Origin of the sequence: Streptomyces fragilis, assembly GCF_003112515.1 — a bacterium.
Taxonomy (GTDB): domain Bacteria; phylum Actinomycetota; class Actinomycetes; order Streptomycetales; family Streptomycetaceae; genus Streptomyces; species Streptomyces fragilis.
Map to the genome: position 1 here is coordinate 319,406 of NZ_BEVZ01000008.1, position 23,656 is coordinate 343,061.

The following is a 23,656-nucleotide window of genomic DNA, read 5'->3' on the forward strand; positions in this document are numbered from 1 at the left end:
TCTGGGCAGTTTCCAGGCCCACACCTCGTGGACCCGGGGTCGCTGCTCTGGCAATGTCCGGAAATACAAAAGAGTGCTCCGTAGACGTAAAGGTCGTCTGAGAGCACTCAAGAAGTCTCTGGTAACCAAAACTGCAACTGGTCACCACCGTAGCACAGGACTCCCGCGAAAAGTCGAGCCGTCCTCGCGGGAAGTGCCAAGAAAAACTGTACGGAAATTCATGCGGCAAGTGGAATAAAAAGCGCCGGACCGGGAAGCGCCCCGAGGAGCGCTCACCGGCCCGGCGCGGGCGGCGCCACGGTTCACACCGTGACGCCGTCACCGCTACGGCTGCAGGGTCTGGCCCAGGTAGCCGCCGGCAGGAGTGCCGAGCAGGGAGCGGCCGTAGTACACGCCGCCCTCGGTGGAGACGCCGGAACTGCCGGAGTCCATCTGGAAGACGGTTCCGTTGTAGGCGTCCTCGCCCTCCGCGCCGATGGCCAGGTCCGCACGGCCCCAGCCCGACAGGTCCTGGAGCACCACGGAGGAGCCGAACCGGTCGTTGGTCTCGGTCGAGCCGCTGATGCCGGCCGTGTCCTGGCTGTAGCCGAGCGCCCCGGTGCCGGTGAGGCCGGAGGAACTGCCCTTCAGCAGGAACACCATGCCCGCGTCGGCGCGGTTGCCGCTACGGGTGATGTCCTCGCGGGGCGCGCCCGTCAGGACGTCGGCGTAGCCGTCCAGGTTGTAGTCGCCCGCCGACACCGACCAGCCCATGGCGTCGCCGCTCTCGGCCGTGCCCGGGACGCCGGCGGTGTCCTGGTGGACGGTCTTCATCCCGGTGGTGGTGAAGCCGGTGGAGGTGCCGGGGACGACGGTGACCTGACCGCCGGCCTTGGCGCCGGACTCCGCCGTGTACGGCTGGCCGATGACGATGTCGTCGTAGCCGTTGCCGTTGACGTCGCCCGCCGCGATGGAGCGGCCGCCCTTGACGGACAGGACGCTGACCTTCACCAGACCGGCCGCGGAGCCCTTGAACCAGGTGACCCGGCCGATCGAGGACTGGTCACGGTAGTTCAGCGCCACGTCGGCGTAGCCGTCGCGGTTGAAGTCGCCGGTCGCCGAGTCCAGGTAGGCCACGGAGCCGGTGGAGGCGGTGAGCGTGCCCTTCTGGGTGCCCTTGCCGCTCAGGCTGGTGCTCCAGACGCCGCCGTTGCCGGCGCCGGCCGCGAACACGTCCGCCTTGCCGTCGGCGTCGAAGTCGCCGACCGCGACGGTGCCGCCCAGCTTGGCGCCGGCCTTCGCGACCGGGTCGGCCACGAAGTCGCCCCGGGTGAGCGTGGGACCGTACAGCACGGTGAGGGCGCCGGCGTCCGCTCCGGCGCTGCCGTCCTCGCCCGGCGCACCGACCACGAGGTCGGCGTAGCCGTCCCCGTCGACGTCGCCCCAGGCAGTGGCCGCGCCCCAGTTGTCGCCCGCCTCGGAGGCGCCGGGAACGCCGGCGGAGCTCTGCGAGAGGACCTTGCGCAGCGGCCCGTCGGGACCGTCCGTGGACCCGGGGACGACCACCACGTTGCCCGCGGAGCTCGACGCCCGCGGGATGCCGGCCACCAGGTCGTTGACGCCGTCACGGTTGAAGTCGGCGGTGGGGACTGCCGCGTTGCGCAGCGGGCTCGCCGCCACGCGGCGGATCTCGCCGAGCTTGGAGTACAGGGTGGCGCCGGGGCACTGGGTCGCAAAGGCGTCGCGGTGACCGGAGATCACGTTGAGGGTGGCCTGGTCGCCCTTCTTCCAGACGCCGGTGTCGGCTGCGGCCTCCAGGGTGACCTTGCCGGTCGGGTTGCCGCCGTACTGGCCGAGCTTCCACGCGGCGACGCGGGCCGCCGACTCCAGGGCGGCCCGGGTCGGCCTGCCGGCCGGCTTGCCGTCCACGCCCTCGAAGTCGCCGAGGAAGGCGATGCCGGCGGAGTAGCTGTTGAACCCGCGGGTGTGGGCGCCCATGACCGGGAGGTCGACGCCGCCGCCGCGGCCCTCGAAGACCTGGCCGCACTTGTCGACCAGGAAGTTGTAGCCGAGGTCGTTCCACCCCTCGATGTTGACGTGGTACTCCATCACGCCGCGCACCAGCGAGGCGGACTGCGCGCAGCTGTAGCTGTTCGAGCCCACCGTGTGGTGGATGAAGACCGCCTGGACCTTCTCGATGTACTCGGCCGGGTCCTCGACCTTCGACTCGTCCGCGCCCCACTGCGCCCGGCTGATGATCGGGGGCTGCGTGACGGTGGAGGGGAGCGCCGGCGGCTTCGTCGGGGCCGTCTCGGACGGGGTGGCCGAGGGCGAGCCGGTCGCGGTGGGCTCGGTGGCCGGCGGGGTGGTTGCCCCGGCGGGCTCCGAGGTCGCCGGAGCGGGCTCGGTGTCCTGGGGGGCCGGTTCGGTGTCCCCGGGGGCGGGCTCGGTGGCCGGCGGGGTGGGTGTCGCGCTCTCGTCGCTCGCCGCGGCGAAGGCGGCCGGCTCGATCAGGACGTCCGTGGACTTCGTCTCCGCGGTGGTGACGACGCCCGGGTCGACCATGTTGACCTGCATGCCCTTGGGCATCGCCGTGGTGCTGCCGTCCTCGCGGACCACCTGCACCTCGACGCCGTCGGACGGGCCGACCCAGAGCGGCTCCGAGGCGCCGCGCATCTCGGCGGTGGGCTCGTCCGGCGGGGAGGCGTGGAACTCAAGGTCCTTCCAGCCGCTCCACGTGCCGGTCTCCGCGCTACGGGTGCGCACCTGGGCGGTGCCCTCGAGCTCCTTCTCGGCGGCGTCCCAGGAGACGCCCAGCAGCGAGAAGAGCTTGGTCGAGGTGCGCGGCAGTTCCCTCTTGGGGCCCTGGCCCGGCAGCGAGAGGTCGTAGACCCGCACCGGGCGTTTGGAGCGGGCCTCGTCGGCCGGTGTGCCGGCCGGCGGGTCGGCCATCGCGTAAGTGGCCACGCCACCGCCGCCGAGGAGCACGGCGCCCAGGGTGATCCAGGCTCTGCGCTTCATGCTCAGCGGGCGGTAGGCGTGTGTCGTACGACGTGTCAAAGCTCCTACCTCACGTATGTCGACGCCTTGGTGCGTCGGCAGGAGGCAGGGGACGGAGGCGGCCTGGGCCCCGCACGGACGGCGCGGCAGGCCCGGCGCCCCGACAGGTCGCGAGGCGTGCGCCCACGCGATGTCCCCCGGCCTCATGTACATGACTGCGCAGGCGTGGCAAAGGTTGTAGGCGGGACGGTAGTCAATCCACGGGCCGCCCGGTACCCCGGGGTCGCGGACCCCCGGGGCAGGAGGTGCGGGGGCTCTCTCCCGCGCCTGCTGCCCCGGGGCTCGGGGGCGTGGATCAGCTCTGCCCGAGGACCTGCCCGTACCGCGGGGCGGTGGACGCCGGAAGCCCGAGGCCGCCGGGGCTCATCGCCCGGGAGCCCGTCGCCGTGGGGCCCTGGGCCGCGCCCGGGAGGAGCCAGACGCCGCCGGTGGCGGAGTTCTCGCCGGGGGAGCCGGTCGTGAGGTCCGCGTGGCCGTCGGCGTCGTGGTCCTGGAGGTGGACGGACGCGCCGAACAGGTCGCCCGCCTCGGCGGTGCCGGGGACCCCGGCGCCGTTCTGGGTGAAGCCGGCCGCGCGGGCCGTGCCGTCGGCCGCGAGCAGACCGGTGGGGCCGCCGTGCACGACGGTGACCATGCCCGCGTTCTTGGCCGTTCCGACCGCCTCGTTCGCGTCGCCGATCGCGAGGTCGGGGTGGCCGTCGCCGTCGGAGTCGCCCACGGCGAGCGCGGTCCCGAGACGGTCGTCGGCCTCGGCGGTGCCGGGGATCCCCGGGGTGTCCTGCTGGATCTCCTGCGTGCGGGCGCCGAAGCCGCCGGTGGCCGAGCCGTAGGCGACCTTCACCAGTCCGCCGGTGAACACCTCGGCGCGGCCCGTGGAGGTGTCCGCGCAGTCCGGGGTGTCGGACTCGTAGTTCGGATAGCAGTAGCCGAGGGCCAGGTCGTCCGCGCCGTCCGCGTCGAAGTCGGCGACGGCGAGCGTGGCGGCCGAGGCCGGGGTGCTCCACAGCCGCTGCGGGACGCCGTCCTGCCACCGGTGGATCTCGACGGACCTGGTCTCCAGCGCCTTCACCGAGACGGCGAGGTCGTCGTCGCCGTCCGCGTCGAAGTCGCCCGTGGCGAGGGCGATCACGCCGCCGAACGTCGCCCGGGCGATCACGCCGCCCAGGGTGTCCGGCGAGTCGGCGGTGAGCGGGCCGGGTCGCAGGACCGCGTCGCCGTGCTCCTCCGCCCTGCGGCCGAGCGCCAGGTCGGGGGCGCCGTCGTCGTTCACGTCGCCGACGGCGAGCACCGAGCCGATCCGCGCGTACTCGTCGGCGCCGCGCGCGACCGTCCATCCGGCCGGGAAGCCCGCAGCGCCACCGGGCAGCACCGTGACGGTGCCGTGCTCGGCGTACCTGTCGCTGGTCAGCGACTCGCTGGAGGCGCCCACCACCAGGTCGGCGATGCCGTCACCGTCGACGTCGTCGACGGCCACCGCGGAGCCGAACAGGTCGCCCGCCTCGGGCGTGCCCGGAACGCCGGGGGATGCCTGGGTGATCCGGACGGAGCCGTGCCGTCCGGGGCCGTTGGGGCCGCCCCACAGCACGTGCACGTAACCGGCCTCGGCCTTGCCGTCGACCGGGGCGGAGGGCGCGCCCACCGCCAGGTCGGGGTAGCCGTCGCCGTTGAGGTCGCCCTGCGGAACGGCCCGTTCCGCGGCCTGTGCGCCGGTGGGCGCGGCCAGGCCCAGCAGGGCCGTCGCGCAGATCACCGCCGTGGGAAGGATCCTGTCGCGCATGCCTCGCGCCTCCTTCGGATGTAAGGGGATGGGTGGTCGTCGTGGGTCAGCGGCCGAGGACGTCGGCGAACTTGCGGCCGACGACCGTCCGGTAGCCGAAGTCGGTGGCGTTGAAGGCCGTCGCGTAGGAGGACGTCAGGCCGGTGCCCGTGCCGCGCAGGACCCACGCGGCGCCGTCGTCGTAGCCGCCGGACACCACGTCCTCGCCGTACGCGCCCACCGCCAGGTCGGCGCGGCCGTTGCCGTTGATGTCGCGCAGCCGCACGGAGGAGCCGAAGTGGTCACCGGCCTCCGCGGCGCCCGGGACGCCCGAGGTGGCCTGGTGGAAGGACTGGGCGCCGCTGGTGGTCAGGCCGGGGCGGCCGCCCTTGAGGAACACGATGTTGCCGACGTTGCGGTGGGACCCGACGTCCTCCATCGGGGCGCCGATCGCGACGTCCGCGTAGCCGTCGCCCGTCACGTCGCCCACCGCGACGGCCTCGCCGAAGTGGTCGTTCGCCTCCGGCGTCCCCGGGACGCCCGCGGTGGCCTGGGTGTACGTCGTGCCCGTGGACAGGCTGCCCGACCTGCCGTACCGCACGGTGAAGGAGCCGCCCTCCGGCGTGTCCGACCAGCCGGTCACCAGGTCGTCGTACCCGTCGCCGTTGATGTCGCCCGCCGCGGCGGCCCGGTCCCATGAGGCCCCGCCGGGGCCGTAACCGCTCGCCAGGACCGACGAGTGGTGGCCGATGTCGCCGGGACCGCCGTGGAGCAGGCCCACGTAGGAGCCGACGCCCACGCCGTCCTCCTGGAGCCTGCCGTTCAGGACGAAGTCGCTGACGTCCTTGGAGGTGAAGTGGCCCGCCGTGACGCCGTCCAGGACGACGCCGTCGGGCAGGAACCCGAACTCCGGGGCCAGCGCCCCGTCCTGGGTGGGTCCCCCGTCCCCGTAGTACCAGAAGGTGTTGCCGCCGATGACGACCAGCTGGTCGCTGCCGTCCCCGTCGAGGTCGGCGAAGGCGGCGCCGGTGCCGAAGAAGTCGGCCGTGGCGTCCGGCGCGGTGAGCATCAGGCCACCGGAGGTGAACGGCTTCGCGCCGCCCCACACGACGGTCACCGCGCCCCGCGGCTTGCCGGCGACCTCCTCCCAGGGCGCGCCGACGATCAGGTCGGCGTAGCCGTCGTGGTTGACGTCGCCGCTGATGACGTTCTCACCGAACTGGTCCACCGACTCCGAGGCGCCGGGCACGCCGGGGGTGTCCTGGGTGACGTTCACCGACCGGGCCGGGCCGACGCCGGAGGAGGAGCCGAAGACGACGGTGACCGTGCCGCCGTCCGCCTTCGGCGTGCCGATGGCCAGATCGCGGTACCCGTCGCCGTTGAAGTCGTCCCGCAGCCCGGAGGGCGCCGCGCCGGCGGACGGCGCGGCCAGTCCGGCGACGGCCACGGCGGCCGCCACCGCAACGGCGAAAGTGCGTCTACGCAAGGTCATGCTCCCGTCGGGGGTACCTACCGAGTGTCTCGGTGACGTACGACGTGCCCGACGCCCAAAGGGTTGTGCCCCCGCGGCGCATCGGACGCGACCACCCCGGCGGACCCACGCGGCTCCCGGCGTCACGGTGGGCCGGCTCGCTCCGGCGGCATCGGGCGCCCGGCGGCTCCCGGCGTGACAGCCGGGCCGGGTTCGCTCCGGTGCTCAGGCGCGGCACGCGGTCCGTCCGCCTGGCCGACGACCGGGTCCGCATGCGCCTGGTGCTGCTCGCCTCGGCGGCGTACGCGGCGGTCCTCCTGCGGGTGCTGTGGCAGGCGCTGGCCGGCCGCCCCTGCTCCGGCCGGACGGGGCGATGTCGGCGGCGGCCGCGGCGGTCCTGGTCGCCGTGGTGATCGGGGGAGTGCTCTCGCTGCGGGCGGCGGCACCGGCGGGACGTGCGGCGCAGGCGGCGCAGGCGGCACCAGCGGGGCGGGCGCAGGCGGCACCGGCGAAACGGGCGCAGGCGGCACCGGCGGCCCCCGCGAAAGGCCGGGCCCCGACGGCAGGTTCGGCCCCCGAGGAGGTCGCGTCGTGACCGGTGTCCTCTTCGAGCTGTCCTTCTGGCCGGCCGCGCCCGTGTGGGCGCTGATGATCCTCGCCCCGGCCTGGGGGCCGACCGTCCGCGTCGTCTCGTCGCCTGGGACCTGCTGATCGGTCAGTGGATGTACCTGGAGGGCCGGCGCCTGGGGCTGCGTCCCCTGCTGATGGGACCGCTGCTGGTTCTCACCGTCCTGTTGTCCCCCTTCGGGCTGCTGCTCTTCCTGTGCCTGCGTGCCGTCGCGGGGAGGCGGGGCGCGGTGGCGGGCACCCGGTGGACGGCCCGGACCACGGGCCGAAGCGCCGAGACCCCAGGCCTGTGACCTGGGGTTTTTCCGATGGGGCCGAACGGCCCCGTCATAACGGCCCAAGAGGGGGTATCAGGGGTCAAGTAAGGGCGGTCGAACGAATTGTTGCCGTTTGACAATGATAGCCGCCAGGCAACAGAGTAATCGCGTCGGACGTGCGCGGGGAAGGACCTGGAATGCTCCGGTGGACGGAGATCGCCTCCGGGTGCTGGGCACCGTCGCCGAGGGCCGACGACGACCGCGGCGCCGATGTGGTGAACGCCGCGTCAGGCCGTCCGGCTGTCGCCGGAGTCCGAGGCCTCGTCGCCGAGGATCTGCGTCTGCGCCGTCGCGCAGAACGCCTCCAGCCCTTCCAGCAGTGCGATCCGCTTGGCGGCCGGCATGTCCGCCAGCACCGTGCGCAGCTCCCGCTCCCGGCGGGCCCGCAGCTCGGCGAGGAACACCCGGCCGCGGCTGCTGAGGTGCAGCCGCACCTCCCGGCGGTCCTCCGGGCTCGCCACCCGCTCGACGAATCCGGCCGCCTGCAGCCGGTCGCACAGCCGGCTGGTGGAGGGCGGCGTGGACGCCAGGTACTCGGCCAGGGTGCGCAGCTTGACGCCGTCGTGGTGTTCGAGGATGTGCAGCACGCGCAGCTGGGACGCGGAGGTGGGCGCCGTCGAAGCGCGGCCCCACACGACTTCCAGCAGCTCTGCGGCCGTCGTGGTCACACGTGCGACCTCGTCGGGCTCGGGGCAGCGGCGGAAGGCAGTCACGGTCACACTCTCGCAGGCACTGGGGTGCCTGTCAGCGTACTAGGCGAGCCCACCGGCCGCCCGTGACGCACAGTGACCGACCAGGCTCGTAGAGGACCATCCCACCCCTGCCACGTGGGCAGGACGGTTGTGCCGTCCGGCGAAAGATTGGTGAACATCTCCCTATGCATAGATTTGTGGCCGCTGAACGTGCTCTGCGAAGAGCCGAGCCGCACGCGCTGCTCGACGCCGCACGGGGCGTACTGATGGCTCAGTACGACGCGCTGGACGTCGAGCTGTTCATGGCCGACTACGGTCTGAGCGTCCTGCAGCCGGTGTCGGTCCTGCCGCACACGCTGGAACCCGTCCCGGTGCACAACAGTCCGGGCGGTCGCGCCTTCGGCTCGCAGCGGCCGTACTGCGAGGAGGCGCGCGACGGGCGAAGACGCCTGCACCTTCCGGTCAGCGTGCGCGGTGACCGCCTCGGAGTGCTGTCCGTGACCCTTCCCGACGACGACGCCGTCCGTCGTTGGGAGGAGGAACTGACCGAGATCGCCGAGGTGCTGGGCCACGAGGTGATCGTCGCCGAGCGCGACACCGACCTGTTCATGCAGGCACGCCGCAAGGACCGGCTGACCCTGGCCGCCGAGATGCAGTGGCACCTGCTGCCCGGCCGGGCCTGCGCCCGGCCCGAGTACGAACTGGGCGCCCAGCTGGAGCCGGCCTACGCGATCTTCGGCGACAACTTCGACTGGTCGGCCACCGCGGACCGTCTGACGCTGTACGTGACCAACGGCATGGGCGAGGGCATCGAGGCATCGCTGCTGACGAACCTGGCCATCAACGCGCTGCGCAACGCCCGCCGGGGCGGACTCGACATCGCCGACCAGGCCGCCCTGGCCGACCACGCCGTCTACGCCCATTACCAGGGACGCTGCTACCTGTCCGTCCTCATGCTCGACTTCGACCTGGCCACCGGCCGGGCCCGGGTCGTGGACGCCGGCTCGCCCCAGGTGCTGCGGCTGCGGGACGGCGTCGTGGAACACATGACCTTCGACGCGCAGCTTCCCCTGGGCATGTTCGAGGAGACCGACTACATCGCCCAGGAGTTCCAGGTGCTCCCGGGGGACCGGCTGGTCTTCGTCAGCGACGGGGTGCACGCGGTCGCCTCCCCGAAGGGCGAGACGTACGGGGACGCGGCGCTTTCCGGAGCGATCCAGTCCACCCGGCTGCTGCCGGCCGCCGAGGTGCCGCGGGCGATCCTGCGGGAGCTCACCGGCCACCGCGGCAAGCGTCTGCCGGACGACGATGCCCTGATCGTGTGTCTTGACTGGCACGGGAGGCAGGAGGACGCGTGATTCACAGGCCCCTACGGGGGGCAGGATCGGGTGTTGTCCCCGGTGCGGATACTCGCGTCGATAGTTGTCTTGTGGCAATAATTGTCTGCGGTGTGCCATCCGGTCGGGCCATGGTCGTACGCAGCAGGGAGACGATGCAGGTGGCGGAACTCGACAGCCCCGCACGGGCGGGCCGCGAGCCGACCGTCTGCCGGCCGGGTCCCCGGGTCCGGGGGCGCGCATGACGACCGGCCGCCCGCAGAAGGGGCCGCCGGCCGCGGAAGCCGCGGGTCTGCCGTCGCCCCGGGTTCCCCTGACGCCGCAGGCTCCTGCCCACCAGACCTCCGCCGGGAAACCGCCGGCTCCCCAGCGTACGGGCCGCAGGGCCACGACGCCGGCGTCCCCGGCCCGGAAGCCTACGGCCCCCGAGCCCCCGTCTCCGCAGCCGGCGGCTCCGCAGTCCCCGGGTCGGAAGGCCACGGCCGCCAAGTCACCGTCCCGGAAACCGGCGGCCGCGCAGACCTCCGCCCGGAAGGCGGCAGCTTCGCAGCCCTCGGGCCGGAAAGCCGCGCAGCCGAAGCCTTCCGCCCGGAAGCCGGCGGCTTCGCAGCCCTCTGCCCGGGAGGCAGTGGCCACCGAGTCACCGTCCCGGAAGCCGGCGGCTGCCCAGGCCTCCGCGCGGAAGGCAGCGGCTTCGCAGACCTCCCCGCGGAAGGCGGCAGCTCCGCAGACCTCCGCGCGGAAGGCGGCGGCCGCGCAGACCTCGGGCGGGGAGGCCGTGGTGGCCGAGTCACCGTCCCGGAAGCCGGCGGCTCCGCAGACCTCCGCGCGGAAGGCGGCGGCTTCGCAGGCCTCGGGCGGGGAGGCCGTGGTGGCCGAGTCACCGTCCCGGAAGCCGGCGGCCACGCCGCCCTCCGCGCGGAAGGCGGCTGCCGCCGGGAAGGCCGTGGGGCCGAAGGGGGCGCCGCGGAAGAAGGCCGCGGTGAAGCCCGGGCCGGCCAGGCGGGACACCTGGCCGGTCACCTCCGTCGCCGACGCGGCGCTGGCCCGCGCCGCGGCCGCCGGCGTCGCCCTGGAGGCGGGGGCTGCGCCGCGCGACCGGGCCCGTTTCGTCACCGAGCTGACCGCCCGGCTGCGCCGCTGTCTCGCCGAGGGCAGCGGCTGGGAACTCCAGCTCCGCGTCCGGGCCCTCGCCGAGGGGAACGGGGCCGCCCGGCTGGAGGCGTTCGTGCGGCCGTCGGGCTCCCCGGAGCCGCCGGTGGACGACGACGGGTGCACCGTCTCCTGCCCGCTTCCCAGGCCGCCCGCCGACGGCATCCCGCAGAACGGGATGCCGCTGCCCGAGGCGCTGCTGAGCGCCGACGAGGACACCGAGGTGGTCCTGCGCCTCCTGGACGAACAGGAACAGCTCGTCGGCCTGCACCGGGAGGAGCTCGAGCGGACCAACCTCGGCGTCGTGGCGCTGCACTCCGACCTGGAGGCCGCCGCCACGGCGCAGCGCGACCTGCTGGACGCCGAACGGGTCACCCGGGCCGAGGCCGAGCGGGCCCGGCACCTGCTGACCTTCCTCGGTGACGCGAGCGCCGCCATCACCTCGTCGCTCAGCCGGACCGTCATCCTGCGCCGCCTGTCCGACCTGCTGGTGCCCGAGCACGCGGACCACCTCGACGTCTGGCTCTTCGACGAGGAGAACGACGACGACCACCCCCGCGGCATCCGGGACCATCCCGCCGCCGCGGTGACCGCCGCCCGCACCGGCCGCCCGCAGCACGCCGCCGGGCATCCCGGCGGGTTGCCCGGGGTGGACGACCTCCCGCCGTCCGCCCTGTTCCCGCACCGCCCGCTGCTCGCCATACCCCTGGGCGCGCGCCACCCGCTGGGCGTCCTCACCCTGACCTGCCCGGGCCCGCGCTTCGACCCGGACGCCTCGGTGATGCTGGTCGAGCTGGCCCGCCGCGTCGGCATCGCCCTCGACAACGCCGGCCGTCACGAGCAGTACCGCGACACCGCCGAGACCCTGCAGCGCGCCCAGCTGACCGAGCTGCCCTCCCCGCCCGGGATGCTGCTCGCCGCCCGCTACCTGCCCGCCACCAGCGGTCTCAACATCGGCGGCGACTGGTACGACGCCTTCCTCCAGCCCGACGGCAGCCTGCTGACGGTCATAGGCGACGTCACCGGGCACGGACTGCACGCCGCCGTCGTCATGGGCCAGCTGCGCACCGCGCTGCGCGCCTACGCCGTGGAGAACGAGAGCCCCGCCGGGATCCTCACGCGCCTGCACGGCATGCTCCGGCACCTGCAGCCGGACCTGTACGCCACCGCGATGATCGCCCGCTTCCGGCCCGGTGAGCGGGAGATCACCTGGGCCTCGGCCGGCCACCCGCCCGCCGTGGTGCGCGACCCCGACGGCGTCGTGCGGGTCCTGCACGCCAAGCCGGGCGTGATGCTGGGCATCCCGGTGCCCTACGTCTACGCGGATCACCAGGCCGAACTGCCCGCCGGTTCGACCCTGGCGCTGTACACCGACGGCCTGGTCGAACGCCGCTCCCAGGGCATCGACCCGGGCATCGCCCGGCTCGGCAGCACCCTGGGCACCCTCACCACACCGGAACTGGAGCACGATCCGGAGGCCGCGGCCGACGCCCTGCTCAAGCCGCTCCTGCACGACTCCGAGCGCGACGACGACGTCTGCCTGCTGCTGTGCCACCTGTCGTCGTCCGCCGACCCGGCCGCACCGCCCGCCTGAGGGGCCCCGCGCGCCTGAGGGGCCCCGCCAGCCTGAGGGGCCCCGCGCGACTGGCGGGCTCCGCGCGCCCGAGGGGGTTCCCGCCCGCTCCGCCGAGGCCGTGCCCGGGGTTCCGCTTCGCGTTAGGCTGCCCCCGCTGCTGAGCGACAGGCGTTCCGGGGGGATCGATGAACGGTGCGGGCATATCCGCCGACGGCATGTTCAAGGCGCTGGAGGCGGACGACCCGACAGCGGTCGGCGGCTACCGGCTGACCGCCCGCCTCGGTGCGGGCGGCATGGGCAAGGTGTACCTCTCCCACACCCCGGGCGGCCGGCCCGTGGCGCTCAAGGTGATCCGGCCCGAGTTCGCCGAGGACCCCGAGTTCCGGCGGCGGTTCGCCCAGGAGGTGCGCGCCGCCGAACGGGTGCAGGGCCTGTACACGGCGCCCGTGATCGACAGCGACACCCAGGGCCCGCGGCCCTGGCTGGCGACCGCCTACGTGCCCGGACCCACCCTGGCGTCCGCCGTCGCCGAGCACGGGCCGCTGCCGGCCGCGACCGTGCTGCTGCTCACCGCCGGGGTCGCCGAGGCCCTGCAGGTGGTGCATGGCGCCGGCATCGTGCACCGGGACCTCAAGCCGTCCAACGTGCTGCTCGCCGGGGACGGCCCCCGCGTCATCGACTTCGGCATCGCCCGTGCCGCCGACAGCACCGCGCTGACCGGCAGCGGCGTCACCGTGGGAACGCCCGCCTTCATGTCGCCGGAGCAGGCGGCGGGCCGCACCGTGGGGCCGCGGTCCGACGTGTTCGCCCTCGGTCAGGTCGCGGCCTTCGCCGCGCTGGGCCGGGCCGCGCACGGGGAGGGACCGTCGCACGCGGTGCTGTACCGGATCGTGCACGAGGAGGCCGACCTCACCGGGCTCCCCGGGGAACTGGACGAACTCGTCCGCCGCTGCCTCGCGAAGGACGAACAGGCGCGCCCCTCGCTCACCGAGGTCCTCGCCCTGTGCAGCGCCGCCTCCGACCTCACCCAGCTCCGCCGCCCCGAGGACTGGCTCCCGGGCCCCCTGACCACCGCCATCAACCGGCACTACGCCGCCCCCGCACCGCTGCCCTCGACGGGACCCGGGACGGCGCCGGCCGGGGAGTCCGGGCGTTCCGCCGCCCCGGAGCAGCACCCGGTGACGGCGCCCGACCTGCCCCGGCACCCGCCGACCGCGGTGTCCGCCGGACTCCAGGCGCCGGCCACACCGCCCGCGGGCTCCGCCTACGCGCCGACCGGGACCGCCCCCGCGTACGGATCCGCCCCGCACACGCCGCACGCACCGCACACACCCGCGCCCGCGGCCGCGGCCCCGGGGCACGGTCCGACCGCCGCGGCACCCGCGTACGGCCCGACCGTCACCGCCCCCGCGTACGGCGCCGGACCCGGCACCCCGGCGCACGGCGCCTCCCCCACCCCGCCGCCCGCCCACGGGTCCGGCTGGCCGGCCGGGCCCTCCGCTCCGGGGGTGACCGGTCCGCCGCCCCGACGGCGCAGGGCGGGTGTCGTCCTCGGTGTCCTCGGCGGGGTCCTGGCCCTGGCCGTCGCCGCGCTCGCCGGCTACCTCGGGCGCGGTGACGCGCCCTCCACCGACGCCGGCCCGAAGCGCACCGGCGCCGCCGCCGCGTCCGGCGGGGCGACCGCGCCCGCCGACCCGCGGGACGGGACGCCGCGCGAGGCCACCACCCCGGACCCGGAGGTCCACAAGGGGGTGAACCTGCCCGAGGGCTACCACCTCGTGTTCAGCGACGAACCGCTGGCCCCGCGGTACAACAACAAGGACGACCTGTACTTCGGCTGCTCGTTCACCGACTGCCACCTCGGGCACTACACCACCGAACTCGTCCTGCTGGACAAGGAGACGGAGGGTTCCCTGGAGGCGTGCAAGGCGGACACCCGTTTCCTCCCGCAGACGATCTCCGTCGACCGGCTCTCCCGCGGCAGGCAGCTGTGCGCGACCACCCGGAGCGGTCTGATCGCCCTGGTGACCTTCGTCGGCCGGTCGCCGAGCAGCAGCTCCAGCCACTACGTCACCCTGGACGTCACCGTCTGGCGCGACGCCGTGCCGGTGGAGGACAGCTAGCACGACCGGCGGCGCTCTTGACCTGCGCGGATGGCCCGTGCTTCGCTCGCGCGATACGTAACGGGGGACGGAGCGAGGGCGTGAGGGTGTCTCGGGGCTTGGGCAGCGGAGCCGACGGCGGCGAGGTCGAGGGGCGGCGCCGGCCGCCGGCGTGGTTCTGGGGCGTGGCCGCCGTCGTGACCCTCGGGTTCCTCGTCGCCCTCGAGGTCGCCGCCCGGCACCTGGGCATACCCGGGCCCCTCGCCAGCCAGGCACGGGAGCTGGTGTACCCACCGGACTCGGGCGGACTGCTCTACTCCGCCCTGGCGCTGACGCTGGTGGTCCTGACCTGGCGGGAACGTTTCGTCGCGATCGGCGCGGCCGTCGGCGTCGACGTGGTGCTGCTCGTCCTGCGCTGGGCGGTCGGCGCGGGCACGAGCGGCGGCCACCCCTTCGGCAACGGCGCCCTGTGGGTGATCCTCGGTCTCGCGGTCGTCGCGGTCACCCGCCGCACCGGGCGGGAGCGGGTCCTGCTGCTCAAGGGCGTCGGGCTGGGACTGCTGCTGCTCGCCGGACGCAAGACCGGGGACACCTGGCTGCTCATCACCTCCGAGACCCGCCCCCTGGTCCTCGACCAGTACCTGGCGGCCGCCGACCACGCGCTGGGCGACCCGTCCTGGCTGGCCGGACGGCTGGTGACCGCGACCGGCCCGGTCGGCTTCAACGTCCTCGAGCTCGTGTACGGCAACCTGGCACTGGCCGCGGTCGTCGTCGCGCTGTACCAGCTGCGCCGGGTCGCGGTGGAGCGCCGCTTCCCGCGCCACCACCTGGTGCGCACGTTCACGGTGATAGGCCTCCTCGGACCGGCCTGCTACATGATCTTCCCGGTGGTCGGCCCGGTCTTCGCCTACGGCACCGGTGCCGCGCACTGGGAGTCCGTCAGCCTGTGGGCGCCGCACATGCCGCCCAGCGAGCCCTGGGCCGTCGCCGACCTCTGGCCGCGCACGCTGCCGCCGACCGGCTCCCCGCTGCCCATGCCGTTCGACGGCATCACGCCGCGCAACTGCATGCCCAGCCTGCACACCGCCTGGGCCACCGCGATCTTCATCCACTCCCGCCGGGGCCCGCGGACCCTGCGGTACGCGGGGACCTTCTGGCTGGTCGCCACGCTCTGCGCGACGCTCGGGTTCGGCTACCACTACGGCGTGGACCTCCTCGCGGGCGTGGTGTTCACGCTCACCATCGAGGCGGCGCTGCGGGCCCACGACCGTGGCTGGTGCCGGCCGGGCGTCCGGCTGACCGTCCACGGCGCCGCGGTCTTCGTCGCGCTCCTGGTGTCCTACCGGTGGCTGCCGGAGGAGATGGCCGCGTACCCGTGGGTCGCCGGACCGCTCCTGCTGCTGGTCACGGCCTCGGTGGTCGTCGGCTACGTCCGGACCGTCGGCCGGTGGGCCGGGCCCGCCGCGCCCCCGGCGGGCGGGCCGCCGTCCGTCCCCCGTCCCCGGCCGGCCTCGACCCCGCACCCGGAAGCGGTCTGACCGACGGCTCCGACCGGCCGGGCCGCCCCGTTCGTCAGCCGGCCGTGTCCGCCGCCGTCTCCGTGCCGGCCACGGCCTCCGTGCCGGCCACGGTCTCCGTGGCTGTCACGGTCTCCGTGGCTGTCACGGTCTCCGTGGCTGTCACGGGCTCCGTGGCAGCCAGGGCCTTCGTGGCTTCCGCGGCCTTCGCGGCCTCCGCGGCCAGGAGGCGGGCCAGCTCGGCGGGCCGGGTGAGCATCGGCCAGTGACCGGAGTCGATGTCGACGAAGCCGACCCGCCCGGCCCGGGCGAGCTCGGGAACCTTGCCGGCGTCGATCCATTCCCGCGCCTGCGCGGGGGTGAACTCCGGGCAGACCAGCACGACCGGCACGTCGAACCGCCGCTCGTCGGTCAGCCGCACCACACCCTTGGCCACGCCCTCGGGCACCGGCACCGCGGCCGCCTCGAAGGCCTTGCGGGCCTCCTCGTCCAGGTCGGCGGCGTCCGGGCCGTCGAACGGGCCCCAGCCGGGGAAGGGCACCACGCCGTCGCTCACCTCGAAGAGGTCGGCGTAGGGCTGCCCGTCGCCGGTGGGGGCGCCGCCGATCAGCGCGACCCGGGCCACCCGCTCCGGCCGCCGGTCGGCGGCCATCCAGGCCAGGGTGCAGGCGGCGGAGTGCCCCACCACCAACGGCCGGCCGGGCGCCGCGTCCACCGCGGCGAGCACCGCCGCCAGCTGGTCGTCCAGCGTGGCGGAGGCGGCGCCGTCCCCCTGGCCGGGGAGCGTGACCGGCACGGCGCGGTGGCCGAGCACCTCCAGCTCCGCCGCGACGCGGTCCCACGCGGTGCCGTCGAGCCACAGTCCGCCGATGAGCAGGATGTCCATGAAGGGTGCCTTCCCTGAGGTGGTCGCACGGGCCTAGCGGAAGTCGTCCCCGAGGCCGTCGACGTCACCGTACGAGCAGATCCGGACGTTCCCCTGCCGGTATGCCGGGCGGACGCACGCGGGCCCTCCGGACGGGGGCGCGTGCGGGCCCCGGACTAGCCTGCCGGTGTGGTGAATGAACTGAGCCCCACCGCGCGGGCCTTGCGCGCCCTGGAGATGCTGCGGGCCCGGCCCGGCACCACGGCCGCCGAACTCGCGGCCCGGCTGCACGTCACGGAACGTGCCGCGCGCCGCTACGTGGAGATCCTCCGGGAGGCGGGCGTCCCCGTGGAATCGGCCCGCGGACCGGGCGGCGGGTACCGGCTCGGCCGCGGCACCCGGTTGCCTCCCGTGCACTTCACGCAGGCCGAGGCCCTGGGCCTGGTGATGGCGGTGCTCGGCTCCCAGCCCGCGGCGGCCGACGCGGACGACCTGGTGGGCGTCGCCCTGGGCAAGGTCGTCAAGGCGCTGCCGGACGGCGTCGGCAGGCAGGCGGCGCAGCTGCGGGAGTACGCCGCGGCCGCCCCGGACCCGTACTCCGCCCGCCCCGACCCGGCCGTCTCGGGCGAACTGGTCGACGCCGTCGTGTCCCGGCACCGGGTGTCGCTCACCCACCGCGGGGAGTCGGGGCGCGAGTGGGAGGCCGAGGTGGACCCCTGGGCCCTCGTCGTCCGCCACGGGCGCTGGTACCTGCTGTGCCACTCCCACCGCGCGGACGCCGTCCGCACCTACCGGGTCGACCGGATCCGCGCGGTCCGGCGGACCCGGCACGCCTTCACGCCGCCCAAGGACCTCGACCCGGTGGCGGTGCTGGAGCGGAACCTGGGCGTCGGCTGGGCGTTCGCCACCCGCGTGGTGTTCGACGCGCCCCTCGCCGAGGTGGCCCCGTTCGTGCACCCGCCGATGGGAAGGCTGGAGCCCTTGGACGACGACGGGTGCGTCCTGGTCGGCAGCACGCGTAACCCGGCCATGTACGCGCAGGAGTGGCTGGCCAGGGTGCCGTTCGCCTTCCGCGTCGAGGGCGGGGAGGAGCTGCGGGCCGAGATCGCGGCACTCGCCGCCCGGATGACCGCCGCCGTGGCCGCCCCCCTCACCGACTGCTGATCCCTGGGGCCTGCTGATCCCCGGCACCTGCTGATCCCTGGGGCCTGCTGATCTCCGGGGCCTGCTGATCCCGGGACCTGCTGATCCCCGGGGTCTGCTGATCTCCGGAGCTGGTGCTCTCCGGGACCCACTTGTGATCTCCGGGCGGGAACCGGCGGCCGTGCCCGGCGGGTGTTACTCCGGCCAGGCAATCTCCCAGGAGGCACGCATGAGCCGCTCGCCCCGGACCCGCCGGATCCGCCGGATCCTCCGCGCGGCCGTCGCCCTGACCGGTGTCGCGGTGTTCTCGCTCGCCGGGTGCCGGGGCGACGACGACCAGCGGCCTCCCGCCCCACGGGACCGGAACGGCCACGGCGACCGGTCCCTCGGGGACTTCGACAAGGACGGCTACGACGACTTCGCCACCACCGTCGTCGCGGAGGACCCGAAGCTCCGGAGCGAGCCCGAGGGCCACCGGCTGGTGGTGGTCCCCGGTTCACGCCGAGGCCTGGACACCGCCCGCCACCGCGTCTTCGCGGGCCTCGAGGGCCCGCTGCTGCGCGCCGACCTCGACGGCGACGGCTACACGGACCTGGCCGCGCGCCGGGACCCGAACCCGGGCGGCGCCCCCGGGCCGGGCGGCGCGCGCGAGGCGGTGATCCTGCACGGCGGGCGCGACGGCCTCGGCGACCCGGTGCCGGTGCGGGCCGAGGGGGACTTCCACCTGGCCGCGGTCGCCGACGTCGACGGCGACGACCACCCCGACCTGATCGACGGCGGCGTCGGCCGCGTCTCCCACGACCCCGGGGTGCGGCCCCGTCCCGGCCGGATCGCGTACGGCCCGTTCGGCCGCGACGGAGCCCCGGCGCGCGAGGTCCGCCAGGAGTGGAACACCGTCGGGGGCGCCCTGACCGCCGGCGACTTCGACGGCGACGACTACGACGACCTGCTGTTCACCACCACCCAGACGCCCGTGCCCGACCAGGACGAGCCGGAGTTCGTGCCCGTCGACACCTACTTCCGCGGCGGCCCCGGCGGACCGGAGCCGGCGCGGTACCCGCCGGACCCGGACAACCAGGTCGCCGACGGGCCGACCGTTCCCGCCGCCGGCGACGTGGACGGCGACGGCCGCACCGACCTCCTCGTCCACGGCGACCGGCGCGTGGACTACGACCGCCACCCGACCGCCGGGCGGCTGACGGTCGTGTACGGCGCGGAGGGCGGCCTCGGCACCGGCCGGAAGACGGTCACCCTCGACCAGGAGACCCCCGGCGTCCCCGGAGACTCCGAGCACGGTGACCGCTTCGGCAGCGACGCCGGCACCGGCGACGTGACCGGGGACGGCCACCCCGACCTGGTCGTCAACAGCCCCGGGGAGGACCGGAGGAGCGGCCGCGTCACGCTGGTCCCGGGCACCCCCGAGGGTCCCGACCCCTCCCGCGCCGTTGTCGTCGACCTGGACACCCCGGGCGTCCCCGGCGAGCGGTACCCGTCCGGCCGGGACAACTTCGCCGCCACCTTCCCGCTGCTGGACGTCGACGGCGACCGGCACGCCGACGTGGTGGCCCGGGCCGTCGGCTACTACGTCAGGAGCACACCGGGCCTCTGGCTGATCCCCGGCGGTACCTCCGGCTTCCGCACCGACGCGGTGCGGTCCGTGAAGCCGGGGCCGCTCGGCCTGGATCCCCGGCATTGGACCTGAGGTCCCGTCCTCGGCCATGACCGGCGCCGCCCGGGCCGGGCGGCGCCGCGGCTGTCCGCGGTGAGGGCCGGGTCTACGCCGTGGTCCGCCCGCGCAGGAGGACACCGGTCAGCGCGGCGCCCACCAGGGCCACGACACCGGCCGTGACCATGCCCGCGTGCAGCCCGCCCAGGACGGCGGCGCGGGACGGGGTGGCGCCCGAGGTGAGGGCGCCGGTGCGGGCGGCGGCGATCGCGCCGAGGCCCGAGACGCCGATCGCGGCGACGTACTGCGGCAGTTGCGACAGACCGCCGACGACGCCCTGGTCCTCCTCGGTCACCCCCGTGGTCATCACCGTGATGAAGGAGACGACGCTGAACACGTGGCCGAGGCCCATGACGGACGAGGTGACGAGCAGGGCGACCAGGTCCACGTCCTGGGGCAGGGCGAACATCGCGACCGTCCCGACGCCCTGGACGAGCAGACCCGCCGCGAGCACCCGCACGCCGCCGAACCGGCCGAGGAGCCGGGCGACGTACATGCCGCCGAGTGTGGCGGCCACACCCTCACCGAGGTAACTCAGCCCCGCCTGCAGGGCGGTGAAGCCCAGCACGTCCTGCATGTACAGGCTCAGCAGCACCGTCGTGCCGGCACACATGCCGAAGGTGATGACACCGAGCAGCCCCGACCACTTCACGGACGGCCGGCCCAGCACCGACAGCGGCACCAACGGTTCCGGGTGGCGCCGCTCGACCAGCAGGAAGAGGGCCAGCAGCACCAGACCCCCGGCGATCGGACCGAGGGCGCCGGGGCGGCTCCAGCCCTCGTCGCCACCGGTGGAGATGCCGTAGACCAGGCCGAAGAGACCACAGGTGGCCAGGACCGCGCCGGGGACGTCCATCCGCCGTGCGGTGCCCGACTCCTCGATCGACGGGAGCGCCGGCGCGCCGGCCAGGGCCAGGGCGCCCATCACGCACAGCACCACCATGGTCCAGCGCCAGCTGAGGCCGCTGGTGACGACACCGCCGCCGAGCGCGCCGAGCACGAAGCCCAGCGACATGACGGCCCCGTTGAGGCCCAGGGCGCGGGCGCGCTTGGGCCCTTCCCGGAAGTAGCCGGTCAGCAGGGCGATGGCGGCCGGCGCGATCATGGCGGCGGCGGTGCCCTGGCCGACCCGGGTCGCGATGAGCACGCCGGGGCTGTCCGCCAGAGCCGCGCCGAGCGAGAAGAGGGTGAACACGGCGACGCCGAGGGTGAACAGCCGCTTGCGGCCGATCAGGTCGGCGACCCGGGCGAACAGGGGGAGCAGGCTCGCCGACGGCAGCAGGCTGGCGGTGGCCACCCACTGCAGGCTGCCCGCCGAGGAGAAGCCGAGAGCGGTGCCGATCTCGGGCAGGGCGACGGTGACGACGGAGAAGTCCAGGCCGCACATGAAGGTGGCGCAGCACAGGGTGATCAGCACCAGCCACTCGCGCGCCGCGAAGGCGGCCACGCCGGCGGCGTCCCCGGGCGGGGCCGCGGCGTGGGCGGGGGGAGAGGACTCGGTGACGGCCATGCGGCTGTCCTTCCTGAGGTCGACGATACGGCTGACCCGCCCAGCTTCGGGAGCGGAGACCTGCGCAACAAGGACGGTCTGTGCAACGATCGATTCGCCGGGCTCATCGTTCGAGGTCGCGGAGACGACGGCGCGGGAGACGCGGAGATGGAACGCCAGGAGATCGAGATCTTCCTGACCCTCGCGGAGGAACTGCACTTCGGACGGACCGCTGAGCGGGTGGGCGTCTCCCAGAGCAGGGTCAGCCGGACCGTCGCCCGGCTGGAGCGGCGCATCGGCGCCAGGCTGTTCGACCGCACCAGCCGCCAGGTCGCCGTCACCCCCATCGGGGAACAGCTCAGGGCCGATCTCGCACCCGCGTGGCGGGCGGTCGAGGAGGCCGTCACCAGGGCCATGGCGGCCGGGCGGGGGATCACCGGCTCGCTGCGGATCGGCTTCTCGGGCGCGTTCACGGGCCACCTGCTGCACAGCGTCGCCGAGGCGTTCGGGCGCCGGCATCCAGGGGTGGACGTGCAGATCCGGCAGGTGCAGATATCGGACCCCTTCGGTCCGCTGCGGGCGGGGGAGGTCGAGGTCCAGATCACCGAACCGCCGATGACCGAACCCGATCTGACGCTGGGCCCGGTGCTGGTGTCCCAGCCGAGGATGCTGCTGATGTCGTCCGCGCACCCGTTCGCGCGACGCGAGGCGGTCAGCCTGGAGGACCTGGCGGAGGCGACACTGCTGACGGTCGGCGGGAGCGCGCCGAGGCACTGGCTGGACTACCACTTCCCGCGGCTGACCCCCTCGGGACGGCCCATCCCGCACGGGCAGGCCATGACGCACTGGGAGGACGCGCTCTCCCTCGTCCTCGCGGGCAAGGGCGTGACCCCGGTGGCCGCGGCCGGCGCGCACTACTACAGCCGGCCGGGCCTGGTGTTCAGGCCGTTCACGGACGCACCGGGCATCGACTACGCCTTCGTGTGGCCCACCGGCCGTGAGACGGCCCGGCTGCGGGCGTTCGTCCGCGTGGCGATGGACCGGGTCCGCGAAGCGGGCGGCCCGTCACGCGTGGTCGAGAGCCTGTGGGACGACCGGGACGAGCGGGACGACCGGAGCGAGCGGGACGGTCCCGACCGCCGCGGTGCGTAGCCGGAGGCCGCTGGGAGGGTCGCCGAGGTAGCGTGGAATGGCAGCCCCTGAAGGAGGGGAGTGCGATGCCGTGGTACGTGTGGCTGCTCGCCGCCGTGGCGCTGGGCGCCGCGGAGTTCTTCACCCTCGCCCTGTTCCTCGGGCTGCTCGCGGCCGCCGCGCTGGTCGCCGCCGTGGTGGCCGGCATCGGCGTCGGCCTGCCGGGTCAGTTGCTGGCGTTCGGGCTGGCGGCGGTGGCGGGAGTCGTCGGCGTTCGGCCCGTCGCGCTGCGGCACATGGCACGGCAGCCCGTCGTGCGTGAGGGCAGTGACGCGCTGATCGGCAGGAGGGCCGAGGTCGTCCGGGAGGTCACCGGGACCCACGGCCTGGTCAAGCTCTCCGGCGAGGAGTGGTCCGCCCGGGCGCTCGACGACAGTCTGGTGATCCCGGTGGGAGCGCTGGTCGACGTCATGGAGATCGAGGGCGCGACGGCCGTGGTCCACCCCCGCGACCTCCTTCCCTGAAACGGCTGAGCACAGCAGCGGAGGCGTTGTGGATCCCTATGTCGTCCCCATCCTCGTGGCGGCCCTCGTCGTCGTCTTCCTCGTGGCCGCCTCGGTGCGGATCGTTCCGCAGGCGCGTCGCTACAACATCGAACGGTTCGGCCGGTACCGCCGGACCCTGCAGCCGGGGCTCAACCTGGTCGTCCCGGTGGCGGACCGCGTCAACACCAAGCTCGACGTCCGCGAGCAGGTCTACTCGTCCACCCCCCAGCCGGTGATCACCGAGGACAACCTGGTGGTGAACATCGACACGGTGCTCTACTTCCAGATCACCGATCCGCGGGCGGCGGCCTACGAGGTCGCCCACTACCTCCAGGCGATCGACCAGCTCACCGTGACCACCCTGCGCAACGTCATCGGCTCCATGGACCTGGAGAAGACGCTCACCTCCCGTGAGGAGATCAACTCCCGGCTGCGCGCCGTCCTCGACGACGCCACGGGGAAGTGGGGGATCCGCGTCAACCGCGTCGAGATCAAGGCCATCGACCCGCCGCACACCATCAAGGAGGCGATGGAGAAGCAGATGCGGGCCGAACGGGACAAGCGGGCGGCCATCCTGCACGCCGAGGGAGAACGGCAGGCCAAGATCCTCACCGCGGAGGGCACCAAGCAGAAGGACATCCTGGAGGCCCAGGGCACGCAGCAGGCGATGATCCTGCGGGCGGACGGCGAGGCCAAGTCGGTCGAGCTCGTCTTCCAGTCCATCCACCGCAACAACGCGGACCCGAAGGTGCTGGCCTACAAGTACTTCGAGACCCTCCCGCAGCTGGCGCGCAGCGAGAACAACACGTTCTGGGTGATCCCCGGTGAGCTGACCGAGGCGGTCCGCACCGTCAGCCGCGCGGTCGGCGACCACGCGGCGGAAGTCGCTCCCGGGTCCGTCCCGGCCGCCCCTGTCGGCGACACCGGCGACACCGGTGAGGCGGGGGACGTCGGCGATGCCGGCCGGAACCCGGCGGTCCCGGGGGTCTCCCTCGACGCCGCCGCCGCCACCGGCGAGGCCGCGAGGCAGGCCGCCGCCGCGGTCCACGACGCCAAGGCGGAGGCCGAGGCCGCGATGCCGCCCCACGGGGGCGGACGCCCGTCGAGCGACGTCTAGGCTCCCTCCCCGGACGTCCGCGTCGCCGGACCTCTCGCCACCGGGCGGCGGTAA

15 protein-coding genes and 2 pseudogenes are annotated in these 23,656 nt (G+C 74.4%); 11 read left to right on the forward strand and 6 right to left on the reverse strand.

Annotated features, from left to right (window positions below; all coding sequences use genetic code 11):
• Window positions 1-324: 324 nt before the first annotated feature.
• The 3 genes from Sfr03f_RS25975 to Sfr03f_RS25985 all read right to left on the reverse strand — a co-directional run bounded on the left by Sfr03f_RS25975 (window position 325) and on the right by Sfr03f_RS25985 (window position 6,287).
• Window positions 325-3,000 carry an FG-GAP-like repeat-containing protein gene (locus Sfr03f_RS25975; protein WP_108956589.1) on the reverse strand — a complete coding sequence of 892 codons (2,676 nt, stop codon included), beginning with the start codon at window positions 2,998-3,000 and terminating at the stop codon, window positions 325-327.
• 334 nt (window positions 3,001-3,334) lie between these two features.
• Entirely contained in the window at window positions 3,335-4,816 is a 1,482-nt protein-coding gene (locus Sfr03f_RS25980; RefSeq protein WP_108956590.1) for an FG-GAP and VCBS repeat-containing protein, read from the reverse strand.
• A 46-nt stretch (window positions 4,817-4,862) separates the two neighbouring features.
• Complete coding sequence (locus tag Sfr03f_RS25985) at window positions 4,863-6,287, reverse strand: FG-GAP and VCBS repeat-containing protein (protein WP_108956591.1); 1,425 nt, start codon at window positions 6,285-6,287, stop codon at window positions 4,863-4,865.
• Window positions 6,288-6,487: 200 nt separating this feature from the next.
• Between Sfr03f_RS25985 and Sfr03f_RS30405 the strand changes: the two genes are divergently transcribed.
• Complete coding sequence (locus Sfr03f_RS30405) at window positions 6,488-6,679, forward strand: hypothetical protein (RefSeq protein WP_159105735.1); 192 nt, start codon at window positions 6,488-6,490, stop codon at window positions 6,677-6,679.
• 178 nt (window positions 6,680-6,857) lie between these two features.
• A pseudogene (locus Sfr03f_RS25995) lies at window positions 6,858-7,186 on the forward strand (abscisic acid-deficient protein Aba4 family protein).
• A gap of 251 nt (window positions 7,187-7,437) precedes the next feature.
• Here the strand turns inward: Sfr03f_RS25995 and Sfr03f_RS26000 are convergent.
• The gene (locus Sfr03f_RS26000; protein WP_245967754.1) at window positions 7,438-7,929 is read right to left on the reverse strand and encodes a MarR family winged helix-turn-helix transcriptional regulator; all 492 of its coding nucleotides are present in this window, start codon (window positions 7,927-7,929) and stop codon (window positions 7,438-7,440) included.
• A gap of 158 nt (window positions 7,930-8,087) precedes the next feature.
• Here Sfr03f_RS26000 and Sfr03f_RS26005 point away from each other — a divergent pair, with 158 nt between their 5' ends.
• From Sfr03f_RS26005 to Sfr03f_RS26030, 4 genes are all read left to right on the forward strand, one after another.
• Window positions 8,088-9,260, forward strand: a complete 1,173-nt coding sequence (locus Sfr03f_RS26005; RefSeq protein ID WP_108956593.1) for a PP2C family protein-serine/threonine phosphatase — start codon at window positions 8,088-8,090, stop codon at window positions 9,258-9,260.
• A gap of 961 nt (window positions 9,261-10,221) precedes the next feature.
• Entirely contained in the window at window positions 10,222-11,985 is a 1,764-nt protein-coding gene (locus tag Sfr03f_RS26020) for a PP2C family protein-serine/threonine phosphatase (RefSeq protein WP_108956661.1), read from the forward strand.
• Window positions 11,986-12,152: 167 nt separating this feature from the next.
• Entirely contained in the window at window positions 12,153-14,090 is a 1,938-nt protein-coding gene (locus Sfr03f_RS26025; protein ID WP_108956594.1) for a serine/threonine-protein kinase, read from the forward strand.
• A gap of 164 nt (window positions 14,091-14,254) precedes the next feature.
• Complete coding sequence (locus Sfr03f_RS26030) at window positions 14,255-15,607, forward strand: phosphatase PAP2 family protein (protein WP_108956662.1); 1,353 nt, start codon at window positions 14,255-14,257, stop codon at window positions 15,605-15,607.
• Window positions 15,608-15,788: 181 nt separating this feature from the next.
• Here Sfr03f_RS26030 and Sfr03f_RS26035 read toward each other — a convergent pair.
• A pseudogene (locus Sfr03f_RS26035) lies at window positions 15,789-16,472 on the reverse strand (alpha/beta fold hydrolase); the annotation flags it as partial.
• Window positions 16,473-16,640: 168 nt separating this feature from the next.
• Between Sfr03f_RS26035 and Sfr03f_RS26040 the strand changes: the two are divergent.
• Window positions 16,641-17,615, forward strand: coding sequence for a helix-turn-helix transcriptional regulator (locus tag Sfr03f_RS26040; protein ID WP_108956596.1), 975 nt, complete (start codon window positions 16,641-16,643; stop codon window positions 17,613-17,615).
• Between the two features lie 208 nt (window positions 17,616-17,823).
• On the forward strand, window positions 17,824-19,296 hold the full coding sequence (locus Sfr03f_RS26045; RefSeq protein ID WP_108956597.1) for an FG-GAP repeat protein: 1,473 nt from the start codon (window positions 17,824-17,826) through the stop codon (window positions 19,294-19,296).
• A gap of 73 nt (window positions 19,297-19,369) precedes the next feature.
• Here the strand turns inward: Sfr03f_RS26045 and Sfr03f_RS26050 are convergent, their stop codons facing one another.
• Window positions 19,370-20,830 (reverse strand): MFS transporter, encoded by a 1,461-nt coding sequence (locus Sfr03f_RS26050; RefSeq protein WP_108956598.1) that lies wholly within the window; start codon window positions 20,828-20,830, stop codon window positions 19,370-19,372.
• A gap of 147 nt (window positions 20,831-20,977) precedes the next feature.
• Here Sfr03f_RS26050 and Sfr03f_RS26055 point away from each other — a divergent pair, with 147 nt between their 5' ends.
• The 3 genes from Sfr03f_RS26055 (at window position 20,978) to Sfr03f_RS26065 (ending at window position 23,602) form a co-directional block, all read left to right on the forward strand.
• Entirely contained in the window at window positions 20,978-21,961 is a 984-nt protein-coding gene (locus Sfr03f_RS26055) for a LysR family transcriptional regulator (protein ID WP_170145158.1), read from the forward strand.
• Window positions 21,962-22,026: 65 nt separating this feature from the next.
• Window positions 22,027-22,464 (forward strand): NfeD family protein, encoded by a 438-nt coding sequence (locus Sfr03f_RS26060; protein WP_108956599.1) that lies wholly within the window; start codon window positions 22,027-22,029, stop codon window positions 22,462-22,464.
• A 28-nt stretch (window positions 22,465-22,492) separates the two neighbouring features.
• On the forward strand, window positions 22,493-23,602 hold the full coding sequence (locus Sfr03f_RS26065) for an SPFH domain-containing protein (RefSeq protein ID WP_108956600.1): 1,110 nt from the start codon (window positions 22,493-22,495) through the stop codon (window positions 23,600-23,602).
• Window positions 23,603-23,656 lie beyond the last annotated feature (54 nt).